Below are 13,994 nucleotides of genomic sequence, written 5' to 3'. Positions count from 1 at the left end.
GCTGCCCGCTTGGACCCAGACTTGCTGCAGCAGATGAAGATCGAAGTAGCCGCCCGTGGGACGACTGTGCAGGCGGCTACGGCCGAAGCATTCGGGTTGTGGCTGTCGGCGTAGGTGACTACCGGTCTCCGGTGGATGCGGCCACGGTAGCCCATCGTCATCCGGTGCTCCGATATGCGAACCTGCACCGGGACGAAGTGGCGTCCCAGCGCACGCCGGCGGAGGTCGGCCCTCGTTCGAAAGCGGATAGGCGACCGGTCACGCTGGGTGGTAAAACCCGGCGTTACTCTGCGATCCGGGGAGGTCCGCTCGGTACTGCCTCGGCGTCTTGCCGAACCAGCGTCGACACGACCGGTTGAGGGTGCTTTGTTCGGTGTAGCCGAGCAGGCCGGCGATCTGGCTGAGATGAAACCTCGGTTCGGCGAGGTATCTCGCCGCCTGGTCGCGACGCTCCCGTTCGATGAGATCCTGGCATCGCACTCCCTCCTCAGCCAGGCGTCGTTGTAGCGTGCGCGGATGCATCGACAGTTCGTCGGCGATGACCTCGGCGCTGCAGTGACCGGTGGGCAGCAGGCGACGGGCAAGTTCTGCCACGCGTTCGGACAGCGCCGCGGAGCTCGGTGGGAAATGCGCCTCCAGGTATTTCGTGGCGATGCGCCGGGTCTCCGGATCCGCGCTGTCGATGCGCTTGCTGGCCAGATCCAGGGGTAGCTCGAACCCGCACCAGGTTTGCCCGAAGAGCACGGGGCAACCCAGCGCTTCGTCGTACGCAGTGTCCGAGCCCAGTTGGTCGTGCATGAACGAGATCGCCCGGGGCCGTGCCTGCGGCCCGCCGAGAAGTCGAATCATGCGGACGCCGTTGGCCATGCTCAGCTCGTATCCCTGGGGCACATCGGCCAGTCCCGGTTCGGTCACCTCGAAGGTGAACTGCAGATCGGTCTCCGCGGTGCGCTGGGTGACCGTCAGTTTCAAGGCCGGGGAATGGACGTACAGGTAGCGGGCGATCGCCTCCAACCCACCCAGCAGTGTCTGGGCGTTGCGCGCGATCACCGCGATCGGTCCGAGGATGTCCAGGCCCTGCCAGCGTGAGAGGCGAAGCCCGAAGTCTGTACAACCCAATTCGGCGGCGGAGGCCTCGAGCATGCGCACGAACGGTTCGAAGGAGACGAAGGCGTCCTCCTGGTCTTCGATCCCCGGTGGGATGTGGAAGCGTGCGAGGAACGGCGCCGGGTCGGCACCGAGCTCCCGCACCAGGTCGCCGTACCCCCAGAGGTTCGTGGCCCGGATCAAACTGCCCATCGGACCAACTCCCTCCCGTGTCGGAAAATGCTAAAACAGTGTCCGAAAGTGTCAAGACCTGTGACATGTCTCACGCGCATCCTAGTTCTACGACGTTCTGCGGTTCCAGCAGACACAAGCCCGAGGAAGCCATGAACACGAACCATTTCGACGTCTTGATCATCGGTGCCGGCCTGTCCGGCATCGGAACGGCATGCCAGGTGACGGCCGAGTTCCCCAACAAGACCATCGCCGTGCTCGAGCGCCGCGAACGGCTGGGCGGCACCTGGGATCTGTTCCGGTACCCCGGCATTCGCTCCGACTCCGACATGTACACCTTCGGGTACAAGTTCCGCCCCTGGCACGACACGAAGGTGCTCGCGGACGGCGCCTCGATCCGCGAGTACATCGCCGACACCGCACGCGAGTACGGCATCGAGGACAAGATCCATTACGGAGTGAAGATTGTCGGGGCGGACTGGTCGACGGCCCAGGGCCGCTGGACCGTGACCGCCCTGCACGAGGCGACCGGTGAGAGACGCATCTACACCTGCGGCTACCTGGTCAGCTGCACCGGCTACTACGACTACGACGCCGGCCATCTGCCCGCGTTCCCCGGCGCTGACCGGTTCCAAGGTCGGTGCGTCCACCCTCAGCACTGGCCGGAAGACCTCGACTACACGGGCAAGAAGGTCGTCGTGATCGGCAGCGGCGCCACCGCTGTCACCTTGGTCCCGTCAATGGCCGGCGACGCCGAGCACGTGACCATGCTGCAGCGCTCCCCGTCGTACATCTTCTCGATCCCCGCCCTCGACAAGATCTCCCAGGTCCTGGGGCGATTCCTCCCGGAAAAGTGGGTGTACTCGTTCGCGCGCACACGCAACATCGCCGTCCAGCGCGGACTCTACCGAGCGTGCCGCCGCTGGCCCGCTCAGATGCGCCGATTGCTGCTCTGGCAGGTGCGGCGCAGTGTCGGCCCCGGCTTCGACATGAGCCACTTCACCCCGAACTACATGCCGTGGGACGAACGGTTGTGCGCCGTGCCGAACGGCAACCTCTTCAAGGTCCTGGCCTCCGGTGAGGCCTCGATCGTCACCGATCACATCGACACCTTCACCGAAACCGGCATCGTGCTGAAGTCCGGACGGGAATTGGAGGCGGACATCATTGTCACCGCGACCGGACTGAACCTCCAGATGCTCGGCGGAATGACGCTGTCCGTGGACGGCGAAGCGCGGGAGCTATACGAGCAGATGACCTACAAAGGTGTGCTCGTCGAGAACATTCCCAACCTGGCCTGGGTCTTCGGGTACACCAACGCGTCCTGGACTCTGAAGTCCGACATCGCGGGTGCTTATCTGTGCCGGCTGCTGCGGCACATGGACGTGGGTGGCCACACCGTCGCAACGCCCCGCGACGTCGAGAACTCCGCGCTCGATGTCGGCATGCTCGACCAGCTGCAGTCCGGCTACGTGCAGCGCGGCAAGAATGTCATGCCTCGCCAGGGGTCCAAGGACCCGTGGAAGGTCCTCATGGATTACGAGAAGGATTCCACGATGCTTCTTGAAGACCCTATCCAGGACGGCCTGCTGGAATTCGGAGCACCGGCACGGGCACACGAAGCCGTCCACGCATCATGAACATCGACAAGCGTGTCATTCGCGCCGGCCTTCGCAGCTCCCGGCCGCTGTTTGCATCACCTCGCGTGCCCGTCGGGGGGAAGCGCCTGATGGTCGAGATGGTGACCGGCGCCGCACGCCCACCGCGGGGCACACGGTTCGAGCGCGACACGATCGCCGGCGTCCCCGTCGTGCGGGTGCGGCCGCCGCACACCACCGGGGGGACGCTGATCTACCTCCACGGCGGCGGGTACGCCCTCGGCAGCGCGAAGGGGTACCGCGGCCTCGTCGCACACCTAGCCGCAGCCGCCGGGACGACCGCGGTGATCCCCGACTACTCCCGCTCACCGGAAGCGCGTTACCCGGTTGCGCTCGAGGAGATGGTCGCGGTCTACTCCCGGCTGCTCGACGACGGCCTCGACCCCGGCACCACCGTGATCGCGGGTGACTCCGCGGGCGGCGGACTGACACTGGCGCTCGCGACGGCACTGCGCGATCGCGGGATCGCCGCTCCGGCCGCGCTCGGCCTGATCAGCCCGTGGGCCGACCTCGCCATCGACGTCGACCGGGCGCGACCGGTGCGGCGTGATCCCCTGATCCTCCCGTCAATGACAGCCGACTGGGCCCCGCGCTATGCCGGGGACCACGATCCGAGATCGCCTGGGATTTCCCCGGTGTACGGCGACATGACGGGTCTGCCGTCGATGGTCATGCACACCGCCGGCGACGATCCGATCTGCGTCGACGCGGACAAGATCGAAGCAGCCGTCGCCGCCGCCGCGGGCATCCTCCGCCACCGCCGGTTCGACGACCTGTGGCACGACTTCCACCTGCAGGTCAGCATCCTCGCCGAGGCACGCGAGGCGGTCACCGACCTCGGTGCGGCACTGCGCCAGCACATCCTGACCACCGATTCCGACCCGATTCACCCCGACACAGCAAAGGTTGCATCCGCATGAGTACATTCGAAGGCAAAGTCGCCGTCATCACCGGAGCGGGATCCGGCATCGGCCGGGCCCTCGCCCTCGATCTCGCGGAGCGGGGCGCCAAGCTCGCCCTCTCCGACGTCGACACCGTCGGACTCGCCGACACCGTCCGCCAGACCAAAGCCCTCGGCGCGCAGGTCAAGTCCGACCGACTCGACGTCGCCGAACGCGAAGCTGTGCTGGCCTACGCCGACGACGTCGTCGCACACTTCGGCACGGTCCACCAGATCTACAACAACGCCGGCATCGCCTACAACGGCACCGTCGAGAAGTCCGAGTTCAAGGACATCGAGAAGATCATGGACGTCGACTTCTGGGGCGTCGTCAACGGGACCAAAGCCTTTCTGCCGCATCTGATCGCGTCCGGCGACGGACACGTCGTCAACATCTCGAGCCTGTTCGGGCTGATCGCGGTGCCCGGGCAGAGCGCCTACAACGCGGCGAAGTTCGCCGTGCGCGGCTTCACCGAGTCGCTGCGTCAGGAGATGCTGATCGCCAAGCACCCTGTCGGGGTGACCTGCGTGCATCCCGGCGGCATCAAGACCGCAGTCGCTCGCAACGCCACAGTCGCCGACGGCGAGGACGCGCAGACCTTCGCCGAGTTCTTCGACAAGAGGCTCGCCCTGCACACCCCGGAGATGGCCGCGAAGACGATCCTCGACGGCGTCCACAAGGGCAGTGCCCGGGTGGTGATCGGCTGGGAGGCGAAGGCCCTCGACGTACTGGCCCGCATCATCGGGTCGTCGTATCAGCGGGTCATCGCCACCGGATTTGCGACCTTCATGCCCTGGATGAAGAAATGAGCGATGCCACCACCACTTGCGATTGTTCCAGGCACCAACTGAGCAGCATCCACGCCCGATTCTCGGAACTGGAGAACGACCACGCCCAGCACGGCCACCCGTGGCCCGTCCTCGACGCCCTGCGGGCCGGACTGGACGAGCTTGGTGATCTCGCCACACACCACCCCGCGCAGGCGAGCCGGTCCTCGATCCGTCAGGCGGGAACATCGTGACCGGACAGATTCTCACCGGCACCAGCATGGACGACTATCCGCTCACCCTGACGAGCATCGTCGAGCGGGCCGAGCGGTTTCACACCGACCGCGAGGTCGTGTCACTTCGCCCCTCGGGCACGATCACCCGCACGACCCTCGGAGCCTGCGCCGGTCGGGCTCGGCGGCTTGCCGGTGCGCTGGCCGCACTCGGCGTCCGCGGGGGAGACCGGGTGGCCACCCTGCTGTGGAATCAGAGCGAACACCTCGAGCTGTACTTCGCGGTCCCGGCCATGGGTGCGGTCATCCACACGCTGAACCCCCGACTGTTCCCCGACGAGCTCGCCTTCATCATCGATGACGCGCAGGACACGGTCATCGTCGTCGATGAGTCGCTGCTAGAGGTGTTCGACACCTTCGGAGCCGGGCACAATTTCGCCCACATCATCGTCGTCACGCACACCGGCGACGTCCCGGCCGGAATGCTCGACTACGACACGCTCATCGCGGACAGCAAACCGGTGCAGTGGCCCGCTCTCGGCGAACACCGGGCAGCGGCAATGTGTTACACGTCGGGCACCACCGGCCGGCCGAAGGGTGTCACCTTAACCCACCGGGCACTGGTGCTCCATTCCCTCGTCGCGGCACTGCCCGACCAACTCGCGGTCTCGGCACGCGACACGATCCTCCCGGTCGTCCCGATGTTCCACGCGAACGCCTGGGGCCTGCCGTATGCCGCGGCCCTCGCCGGTGCGAGCTTGGTCTTGCCCGGGCCGCGTCTGGACCCGCACAGCGTGCTGGGCCTGCTCGCCGACGAACGCGTGACGATGACGGCCGGGGTCCCTACCGTGTGGATGGGCATGCTCGCCGCGATCGACGCCGAACCCGACCGGTGGGATCTGTCGGCCCTGGACCGGTTGGTCGTCGGCGGCGCGGCGGTGCCCCGGTCGATGTTCGAGGGGTTCGACCGGCACGGGCTGACCGTCATCCAGGCCTGGGGAATGACCGAGACCGCGCCGCTGGGAACGGTGTGCCGGCTGCCGGGCAGCCTCGACGAGGGCGAGACAGACGCACAGTACGACTACCGCACCCGGCAGGGTATTGCCAGCCCGTTCTTCGACATCCGCGCCCGCGACGACGAGGGCAACCTGATCGCCTGGGACGACGCCGCCATGGGGGAGCTCGAGGTCCGCGGCCCCTGGGTCGCCGCGAGCTACCACCGCGGCAAGGGCGCCGACAGCTTCACCGCCGACAACTGGTTCAAGACCGGCGATGTGGTCCGCATCGACGGCCGCGGCTGCATCCGGATCTGCGACCGGTCCAAGGACCTGGTCAAGTCCGGGGGCGAGTGGATCTCCTCGGTCGACCTGGAGAACCACCTCATGTCCCACCCCGCGGTCGCTCAGGCCGCCGTCATCGCCGTACCCGACGACCGGTGGGGCGAGCGCCCACTCGCAGTCGTAGCACTACGCCCCGGCGCCGAAACCTCCCCGGACGAGCTGCGCGAGCACCTCGGGCAGGAGTTCGCGAAGTGGCAGTTGCCGGACCGCATCGAGTTCATGGCGGCGATCCCCTGCACCGCCACCGGAAAGTTCAAGAAAACCGCACTGCGCGACCAGTTCACCTCAGCCTGACGCACTACCCCACCCAGGGCGCGGTACGGCCTCGGACACTTCATCTCCGGCTGTCGCGGCCGGCGCAGATCCCTCGCCGGCACCGGAGACTTACCGGGGCTGGAGAACACCGTGGCTGGGTCCTCACATCGGTTCGGGTACCGACATGCCGGTCGCAGAGAAGGCCGACATGACTATTCGAGAGGCGAGTTCAACACCCGCGCGACATCGAAGAAGTGCTCTACGACGATCCACAGGTAACCGAGGCTGCGGTCATCGGCTTGCCACACGACTCCCGGGCGAGGCGATCGGCGCAGCAGTAGCCCTGAAGAGGGTGCGCACCTATCCCGGCCGGCCATGCGAGACCGTCAAGGACCGGATTGCCACCCACCAATATCCCCGCCGCGTATACCGAAAAGGCTCTACCGGCGAGAGGCTCCGCCGCGAAATATCAATTCCCGCAATCGAAAGCACACAGCACCTATGACCAGCACGATCAGTACCCCCGATGAGCTCGCAGCACCGCTCGACCTCCTGCTCACCAACTCCACCCGCGGTATCGCCGGCAGAATGCTCCCACGCGGACCCCTGACACGTCTCGGCGTCAGTCTCGCCAAGCAGCCCCGCACACTCGCCGGACGCGGCTCCCTCCTGGCCCGCGAACTGACCGCCATCGCCGCCGGCAAGTCCGAACGGGTTCCCTCGAGGAGCGACAAGCGCTTCGGCGATCCCGCCTGGCACGCGAACCCCTTGCTGAAACGGACTATGCAGGCATACCTGGCCGCCGCCGACACCGCCGACGCCGTATTCACGGACGCGGACCTGGACTGGCGGGACTCGGAGAAGGTGCGGTTCGCCCTCGACAACCTCATCGAGGCTCTGGCACCGACCAACAACCCGTTGCTCAGCCCGCTCGGGTGGAAGGCGTTGATCGATACCGGGGGTCTGAGCGCGATACGCGGACTGAAAGCCTTCGCCAGGGACATGGCCTCGCAGCCGAGGGTCCCCGCGATGGTCGCCCCGGACGCCTTCGTTGTCGGGGAGAGCGTGGCCACGACCAAGGGCGCGGTGGTGCTGCAATCCCGGGTGTTCGAGCTGATTCACTACGCACCCCAGACGCCGACGGTTCGCACTGTTCCGCTGCTGGTGGTGCCGCCGGTGATCAACAAGTACTACATCACCGATATCGCCCCCGGCCGCAGCATGATCGAGCATTACCTGCAACAGGGCCAGCAAGTCTTCACGATCTCCTGGCGCAACCCACAAGCCCGGCACCGTAATTGGGGTTTCGACACCTATGGGTCCGCGATCATCGAAGCCCTCGACGCGGTGCAGAAGATCGCCGGTACCGATAGTGCGCACCTGCTCGCCACCTGTTCGGGCGGCATCCTCGCGGCCATGGTCGCCGCGCACCTCACCGACATCGGTGAGGGTGACAGGATCGCGAGCCTCGCGTTGGCGGTGACCGTGCTGGACCAGACCAACGCCGGTTTCGCTGCCGCTGCAATGAGCGATCGTGCGGCGCAGGCCGCCATCCGCGCCTCCGCCACCAAGGGCTACCTCGACGGACGCACGATGGCCGAACTCTTCGCCTGGCTGCGGCCGACCGACCTGGTGTGGCGATACTGGGTCAACAACTACGTCCAGGGCCGCTCCCCGGCCGCGTTCGACGTGCTGTTCTGGAACTCCGACACCACCAGAATGACCGCTGCCCTGCACAAGGACATGGTGTTGATGGGGATCGGTAACAAGCTGACCACACCAGGAGCGGTCACCATGCTGGGGACACCGGTCGACCTGTCGAGCGTTACCGCCGACGCTTACATCATCGGCGGAATCGCCGACCACATCTCCCCGTGGCAGGCCTGCTACCGCAGCGCGCAATTGCTCGGCGGCAAGGACAACCGGTTCGTCCTCTCCACCAACGGCCACATCGCGGCACTGGTCAATCCGCCGGGCAATCCGCGGGCATCGTTCAGGATCGGGCGGGTCGACGCATCGACACCCGACGAGTGGATCCAGTCCGCGGAGAAGGCCAGCGATTCCTGGTGGTCCGACTACACCGGCTGGCTCGCCGACCGCAGCGGCCCCGAGGTCGACGCGCCACACACCCTCGGCGGCCGTGACCTTCCCCCGCTCGCGCCGGCGCCCGGCACCTACGTCCACCACAACTGACCTTTCCCGAAAGAAGACGATGACCACCCACCTCGACGCCCCCACCGACCTCCTCGAGCTGGCCGGGAACACCCTCGGCACGACGGACTGGCACGAGATCGCCCAGGACCAGGTGAACCGTTTCGCCGACGCCACCGGAGATCACCAGTGGATCCACACCGACCCCGACCGCGCGGCCACCGGACCATTCGGGGGCACCATCGCACACGGCTACCTCACGTTGTCGCTGGCACCGAAGATCCTGGCCGAGGTCTTGGATATCGCCGACACCACAGCCGCTCTCAACTACGGCCTCAACAAAGTTCGCTTCCCCGCCCCGGTACCGGTCGGTGCGCGGCTGCGCGCCACGGGGACAGTGACCTCCGCCCAGCAGAAACCCGCCGGCATCGAGACGGTGTTCGGTCTGACGTACGAGATCGAAGGCGGCGGGCGCCCGGCGTGCATCGCCGACGTCGTCGTGCTCTACCGGTGACTGCCGACCACACCGACCCGGTCGAGGAGAGCTATATCGCGGCGGGCGGGCAGCGCATCAGGGTCAGCATTCGCCGCGGTACCGGGGTGCCGATCGTCTTGTGCAACGGCATCGGCGCCGGCCTCGAAGTGCTCGACCCCTTCGTCGCCCAGCTCGACCCTGACACCACCGTGATCCGGTTCGATGTCCCCGGCACCGGCGGATCACCGGTGTCCTTGGCACCCTACGGCTTTCCGTACCTTGCCTGGATGCTCGGACGGATCCTGACCCGGCTGGGCGTCGGCGTGGTCGACGTGCTCGGACTCTCATGGGGTGGCGCGTTGGCGCAGCAGTTCGCGTTTCAGAATCCGCGGCGGTGCCGGCGCCTGATCATCGTGGCGTCCGGGACCGGAATGATCATGGTCCCCGGCGACCCTCGTGCCCTGGCGAAGATGCTCACCCCCCGCCGATTCCGCGACGCCGACTATGCGGCATCCATCGCGGGTGATCTCTACGGCGGCACGGCCCGCGGGCAAGGAGACGACGTCGCCGAACTCCTCGGGACACAACTGCACGCCGGATCGAAGCTGGGCTACACACATCAACTGCTCGCCGGCTCAATATGGACAAGCCTGCCGATACTGCCAGCGATACGACAGCCGACGCTGATCGTCGCCGGCACCGACGACCCAATCATTCCCATCGTCAATGCACGCATCATGACAAGGCTGCTTCCGCACGCCACCCTGCACCTCCACGACGGCGGACACATCGACTTGATCACCAACGCAACCGAACTCACCCCAGTGATCGAGACATTCCGCCATACCTAGAACAACATGGGTATCCCGACGAATCGACACACCGGGACCCTTTCGGTTCGAGCACAGACTCGTCGGCGGCGCCCAGCTGCCTCCAGATCGAACACTACGAAGATGTCAAACGACGGGCTACCCAGAGAGAACCATCGCGGTAAAAGGACCACGTTCCGACTTCGACATGAGCTCCTTCGGGCACGAGGTCCGTCCGTGGCACGACGCGACCGTCCTCTCACGCGAAGACTGCCTGCCTTCGCGTCGGATAACACCGCTCCACTGAAAACACATCGAACGAGCCGAGCCGCCGAGAGGCATCGCAATGACCGAATTCATCTACTGGTTTGTCCCACTGGTGATCTTCATGTTGTCACCAGCATTGCTCCCGATCGGAGTCCACATCTGCGGGCACTTCTATGACAAAGTCCGGCCGAGGACGCAGTCACAAGCCGCAACAATGTCACGGGGTAGCGGTAAAGAGTTCGCGCGAATCGCAGTGCGCAGATCCTGGCGTGGCGGGTTGCGTCTATGAGGATGGTGTACGAGCCGGATCCAGCGGAGATACGAACCAAGAGGCCCGGCGATACCCCAGCTGTCTGCTGTACGAAACTCGATGCCACGATTGGGTGCTTGCTTTATTGCACCGGCTCTAGCGGCGGCTGCTTCCATGTGCCGTCCAGCGCTTCATCCTTGGGCCAGTACAGGCGCATGTACATGGCGAACGGTCCCCGAGGGGCGGGAAGCCAGTTCGACTCCTGATCGGTACCCGGCGACTCTGCCTGAATGTACAGGGTAAGGCCGCCATCGGGATCGCGCTGAAGCCGCGGCAGCATCGGCGAGTTGATGAGGTACCGGTTGAGGGGGTTGGCGACGAGCAGGCTCGCCGGCATTTCATACATCGTCAGGGACCAGAATGCGTGGACGGGCGGAAGTTGGCCCGGCGCGAAGCGCAGCGAATAGCGATTCTGGCTGGCGTCCAGAGCTTTTCCGTTCACATCCACCTTGTAAACCGGATACATGGCTTCCTCTTTGGAATTACCGTATATTCCCAACACCGCGGCGGTCATTCGGTAGAGGTAATTGTTGTTCAGGAATGCGCGTGTGCCGAAGATGTCGCCGGCTGTCACCTTGCCCGTGTTGATCTGCGTCTTTTCAAGGTTCGCGAATGCCGCCCAGGCATCGGCCATGCCATCCAAGACGGCCTTCTGCACCTCGGGAGCGAGTGAACTGACGTCAAAAGCCTTTCCGACGCCGATGCCGAGCGTGGCGAACCGTGCCATGAGGTCCGTCTCGGACGGGTCCGTTGGGCAGAACTGCAGAAGAAAGTTCAGGATGTTGAAGAACTCCGGTGAGGTGCGCTCCTGTTCGGCCGTGGGCGGCTTGATGAAGTCGACCGTCGGGGCGGGCGCGGGCGCGGGTTCTCCCAAAAAGTCCGACAGGGTTTGCACTTTGTAGCCGGCTTGGACCTTCGTGACGTTGTCGAGGTCGTCCGGATCGAAGAGCTGCGTGCGATACGCCGCGAGGACGAATTCGGTGGCGGCGGGTATCACTGCCGTGATCCCTTCCGGCGTCGGTCCCGGCCAGCCGGGGCCGGTAATGAGATAGCTGCCGCCGTCGTTGCCGGTGGCGCGGCTGCCGATGTAGTTGAAGTTGAAGGTGTAGAGGTCGATGAGTTGAACCGAGAAGTATCGGCTCTTGTCGATGGCCGGCACGGTGAGTACGACTGGCTCGGCGCGCAGGTCCAGGCCGGCCATGGAATATGGGGTGTCGGAGTTGGGGGTCTGGATTGTTTTGTCGTCCGGGGTGAAGACCCGTCCCATGTTTCGGATGTGGTTCCAGGGAGCCTTGAACTCGGGGTCAGTGCTGTCGACGAAGTAGGAGTATTGAACACGGTAGTTGTCGACCATCGGAAACCCGTAGATGTACGCATCCTTAGCGATGGAGCGGGCCTCGTCGGCCGTGATGGAGTGGGAAGCTTCTGCGGTCATTTTGTCTTCACCGTCCGGTCGGTTGCCTGGTCAACGTGCAATACCGTCCCGTGCGCGGGGCGATCTCGGGGTGAGCCGATTACGGTCTCCATGGCAGTAACGCAATGGGCCTGCGCGTGTGCCGGCGTGGTGTCTCGGCTGAGCGTCTGTCCCGTGAGGACCTGGCGAATGTGGCGTTGGCGCTTCACCAACAATCCAGGCAGCCGGATCGAGTTCGTAGTCAGCCACCCGATGGCTTCCCGGAGCCCCGTCCGTCAAACCGTGAGGAGTCAGACCGGACCACGATGAAGTGTCCGAAGAATCATGGTCTGGCACACGAACCATGACGGGCGCTCCTCTCGCGACTGATTCCTGGTCCAGTTCATTAATTCGCTCGATATCGCTCAACTCTAGGATCATCGGATGGCCGCAGTCTCACCCGCTGAGGGTGAGACTGCGACGTCGCGTTTGTTCGTCACTGAGGCACTGCTACCGTCAGACACCGCAAGAGGATCGGTGCCGGGCGGAATTCATGTACGAGGTGCTCGATAACTTCTTCCCGCACTGGATCACGGCTCGTCGTTTTTGCTTCGGAGTCCCTTTTCCATGGTTTCCGTTCTTCGCCATACCTCGTACGCTCGGTCGACTAGTTGATGGTGGCGCTCCACTTCTGAGATCGGATCGATGTCCTCGAGTGCACGCAGCAAGTAGTGCCAAATAGCTGCCCCGTGCAGCGCGGTTTCGTAGAGGGTGACCTCAACCCACTTGTCCCGATGGTCTAGGACACTCATCGCGGGTTCCGGAACGGGGTGGCCGCCGATTTCACAGTGATCGTGATAGTCCTTATTTGGAAATCGTCCCTCCGAACGCTGGCGGATCTTGCCCGGCTGCCATCGCTGTAAGCGGGTTCCTTTGTCCGACTTGAACCACTCCCACGCATCGTCTGGATCATTGGTCACCGCCCAAGCGAGGTACTCAATCTCGACTAGCTGGTGAACAAGGGCAGCACTGGCGTAAGCCCAACGCCCCGCTGCGAGGTACGTGACACTCGCAACGAGTTCACCACCGATTGCTCCAACTAGTCCAGCAGGTAGGAACTCCCTTTTTGAGATCTATTTCGACTGGGAACACGTATCAGGGATGGTACGCGTTGGCGTAGTAGGTGTCGGTTACCTCGAGGATCCTGTTTTTCCGATGGACGGACGCCATAATGTCACCGCCGCTGGAGTTCTGCTTCGCCGGAACCATGCAGACGCTGTACCCAAGCGGACTATAGACATCGGTAGGGCGCGAATCGATTTGGCACCACCAGTGTGTGCGTGGGTAACTCGGATTGGGACCGTACGATGCACCTTCACGGGTCGATTTGAACGGGTACTCGTCACATTCGTAACTCGACGGACAGGCAAGAGAAGCATTCATTTCGAGGATCGCTCGGCCCTGGGGGAGCACGCAGCCGACGTTGGGGATCGCGGTGGCACCGCCGCCGCCGTCAGCGAGCCATTCGTCGCCGGGTGGCCCAAGAACAGCAATCGGGGGCTCTGTCGCGCTGTTAGCGCCATGTACGGTTCCTCCTATGGGATTCTCCGTCGACAGGCTCGACCACGTCGTGATCAATTGCCATGACGTAGAGGCGACTGCAGCGGGGTACGCCGCGGTCCTGGGAATGCAGGTCGAGAAAATTCGGAGCTGGCCGCACTGCCCTGCGCTTCGGTAACCAGAAGATCAACCTCCGACCGATCGGTGCCCTCGATACCGACCCGGAGTGGGTGACCGCTCGAACTGAAGCGGCGGGCTCCGAAGACTTGTGCTTCGTCACTCGTGCGAATCCGCAGGAGGTTGGTGACCATCTTCCAGGCTTAACCCGCCGGGTACCCGCAGCTGCGGTTATCCGCAGCTTGCTCCGCCGGTCGACGCTTCCGCCGGCTCTTGCTGTCACCCGCACGGCACTGCATTGTCAACTCGGAGTAGCTTTCGGTGGACGCGGCTGCCCACGTCAGTCACACCTAGGCGCGGCGTTGCGGGCGCTACCCCATGCCTGCCGTGGATGCGGTCCATCTGCCTGCGCGTGAGGCCAGCTGTCTGCCTGCTCATGC

The 13,994-nt window shown here is 64.7% G+C and carries 11 protein-coding genes and 1 pseudogene; 9 read left to right on the top strand and 3 right to left on the bottom strand.

Translation table 11 applies throughout. The annotated features are described in order from the left end of the window. Nucleotides 1-258 precede the first annotated feature (258 nt). Nucleotides 259-1,299: an AraC family transcriptional regulator gene (locus R4P95_RS33145; RefSeq protein WP_213576994.1), complete on the bottom strand. Its 1,041-nt coding sequence runs from the start codon at nt 1,297-1,299 to the stop codon at nt 259-261. Between the two features lie 131 nt (nt 1,300-1,430). On the opposite strand from R4P95_RS33145, the gene R4P95_RS33140 reads away from it, so the two are divergent. The 8 genes from R4P95_RS33140 to R4P95_RS33105 all read left to right on the top strand — a co-directional run bounded on the left by R4P95_RS33140 (nt 1,431) and on the right by R4P95_RS33105 (nt 9,949). Further along, nucleotides 1,431-2,918, top strand: a complete 1,488-nt coding sequence (locus R4P95_RS33140; RefSeq protein ID WP_317747810.1) for an NAD(P)/FAD-dependent oxidoreductase — start codon at nt 1,431-1,433, stop codon at nt 2,916-2,918. Beyond that, entirely contained in the window at nt 2,915-3,856 is a 942-nt protein-coding gene (locus tag R4P95_RS33135) for an alpha/beta hydrolase (protein ID WP_317747811.1), read from the top strand. Before R4P95_RS33140 ends, R4P95_RS33135 begins: the two co-directional genes overlap by 4 nt. Next, complete coding sequence (locus tag R4P95_RS33130) at nt 3,853-4,686, top strand: SDR family NAD(P)-dependent oxidoreductase (protein ID WP_317747812.1); 834 nt, start codon at nt 3,853-3,855, stop codon at nt 4,684-4,686. Before R4P95_RS33135 ends, R4P95_RS33130 begins: the two co-directional genes overlap by 4 nt. Next, on the top strand, nt 4,683-4,898 hold the full coding sequence (locus R4P95_RS33125; RefSeq protein WP_317747813.1) for a hypothetical protein: 216 nt from the start codon (nt 4,683-4,685) through the stop codon (nt 4,896-4,898). Before R4P95_RS33130 ends, R4P95_RS33125 begins: the two co-directional genes overlap by 4 nt. Then, the gene (locus tag R4P95_RS33120) at nt 4,895-6,511 is read left to right on the top strand and encodes a long-chain-fatty-acid--CoA ligase (RefSeq protein ID WP_317747814.1); all 1,617 of its coding nucleotides are present in this window, start codon (nt 4,895-4,897) and stop codon (nt 6,509-6,511) included. Before R4P95_RS33125 ends, R4P95_RS33120 begins: the two co-directional genes overlap by 4 nt. A 462-nt stretch (nt 6,512-6,973) precedes the next feature. Beyond that, a complete protein-coding gene (locus tag R4P95_RS33115; RefSeq protein WP_317747816.1) occupies nt 6,974-8,665 on the top strand; it encodes a PHA/PHB synthase family protein in 1,692 nt (563 codons plus the stop codon). A gap of 19 nt (nt 8,666-8,684) precedes the next feature. Further along, the gene (locus R4P95_RS33110; RefSeq protein WP_317747817.1) at nt 8,685-9,137 is read left to right on the top strand and encodes a MaoC family dehydratase; all 453 of its coding nucleotides are present in this window, start codon (nt 8,685-8,687) and stop codon (nt 9,135-9,137) included. Next, nucleotides 9,134-9,949, top strand: coding sequence for an alpha/beta fold hydrolase (locus tag R4P95_RS33105; RefSeq protein WP_317747818.1), 816 nt, complete (start codon nt 9,134-9,136; stop codon nt 9,947-9,949). The genes R4P95_RS33110 and R4P95_RS33105 overlap by 4 nt, the downstream gene beginning before the upstream one ends. A gap of 617 nt (nt 9,950-10,566) precedes the next feature. Here the strand turns inward: R4P95_RS33105 and R4P95_RS33100 are convergent. Together R4P95_RS33100 and R4P95_RS33095 are read right to left on the bottom strand one after the other, a co-directional pair. Further along, entirely contained in the window at nt 10,567-11,919 is a 1,353-nt protein-coding gene (locus tag R4P95_RS33100; RefSeq protein WP_317747819.1) for a DUF1254 domain-containing protein, read from the bottom strand. A gap of 548 nt (nt 11,920-12,467) precedes the next feature. Then, on the bottom strand, nt 12,468-12,857 hold the full coding sequence (locus R4P95_RS33095; protein ID WP_317747820.1) for a hypothetical protein: 390 nt from the start codon (nt 12,855-12,857) through the stop codon (nt 12,468-12,470). A gap of 617 nt (nt 12,858-13,474) precedes the next feature. Here R4P95_RS33095 and R4P95_RS33090 point away from each other — a divergent pair. Next, nucleotides 13,475-13,751, top strand: a pseudogene (locus R4P95_RS33090) (VOC family protein); the annotation flags it as partial. Nucleotides 13,752-13,994: the final 243 nt, after the last annotated feature.

The organism is Rhodococcus sp. IEGM 27 (assembly GCF_033142305.1).
GTDB classification, from domain to species: Bacteria; Actinomycetota; Actinomycetes; order Mycobacteriales; family Mycobacteriaceae; genus Rhodococcus_F; species Rhodococcus_F oxybenzonivorans.
This window is presented reverse-complemented; position numbering and strand designations above follow the sequence as displayed.

What these genes read in the sequence shown, in the direction of transcription:
- R4P95_RS33145 (WP_213576994.1), bottom strand. Translation starts at nt 1,299, where the DNA reads ATGGGCAGTTTGATCCGGGCCACGAACCTCTGGGGGTACGGCGACCTG.
- R4P95_RS33140 (WP_317747810.1), top strand. Translation starts at nt 1,431, where the DNA reads ATGAACACGAACCATTTCGACGTCTTGATCATCGGTGCCGGCCTGTCC.
- R4P95_RS33135 (WP_317747811.1), top strand. Translation starts at nt 2,915, where the DNA reads ATGAACATCGACAAGCGTGTCATTCGCGCCGGCCTTCGCAGCTCCCGG.
- R4P95_RS33130 (WP_317747812.1), top strand. Translation starts at nt 3,853, where the DNA reads ATGAGTACATTCGAAGGCAAAGTCGCCGTCATCACCGGAGCGGGATCC.
- R4P95_RS33125 (WP_317747813.1), top strand. Translation starts at nt 4,683, where the DNA reads ATGAGCGATGCCACCACCACTTGCGATTGTTCCAGGCACCAACTGAGC.
- R4P95_RS33115 (WP_317747816.1), top strand. Translation starts at nt 6,974, where the DNA reads ATGACCAGCACGATCAGTACCCCCGATGAGCTCGCAGCACCGCTCGAC.
- R4P95_RS33110 (WP_317747817.1), top strand. Translation starts at nt 8,685, where the DNA reads ATGACCACCCACCTCGACGCCCCCACCGACCTCCTCGAGCTGGCCGGG.
- R4P95_RS33100 (WP_317747819.1), bottom strand. Translation starts at nt 11,919, where the DNA reads ATGACCGCAGAAGCTTCCCACTCCATCACGGCCGACGAGGCCCGCTCC.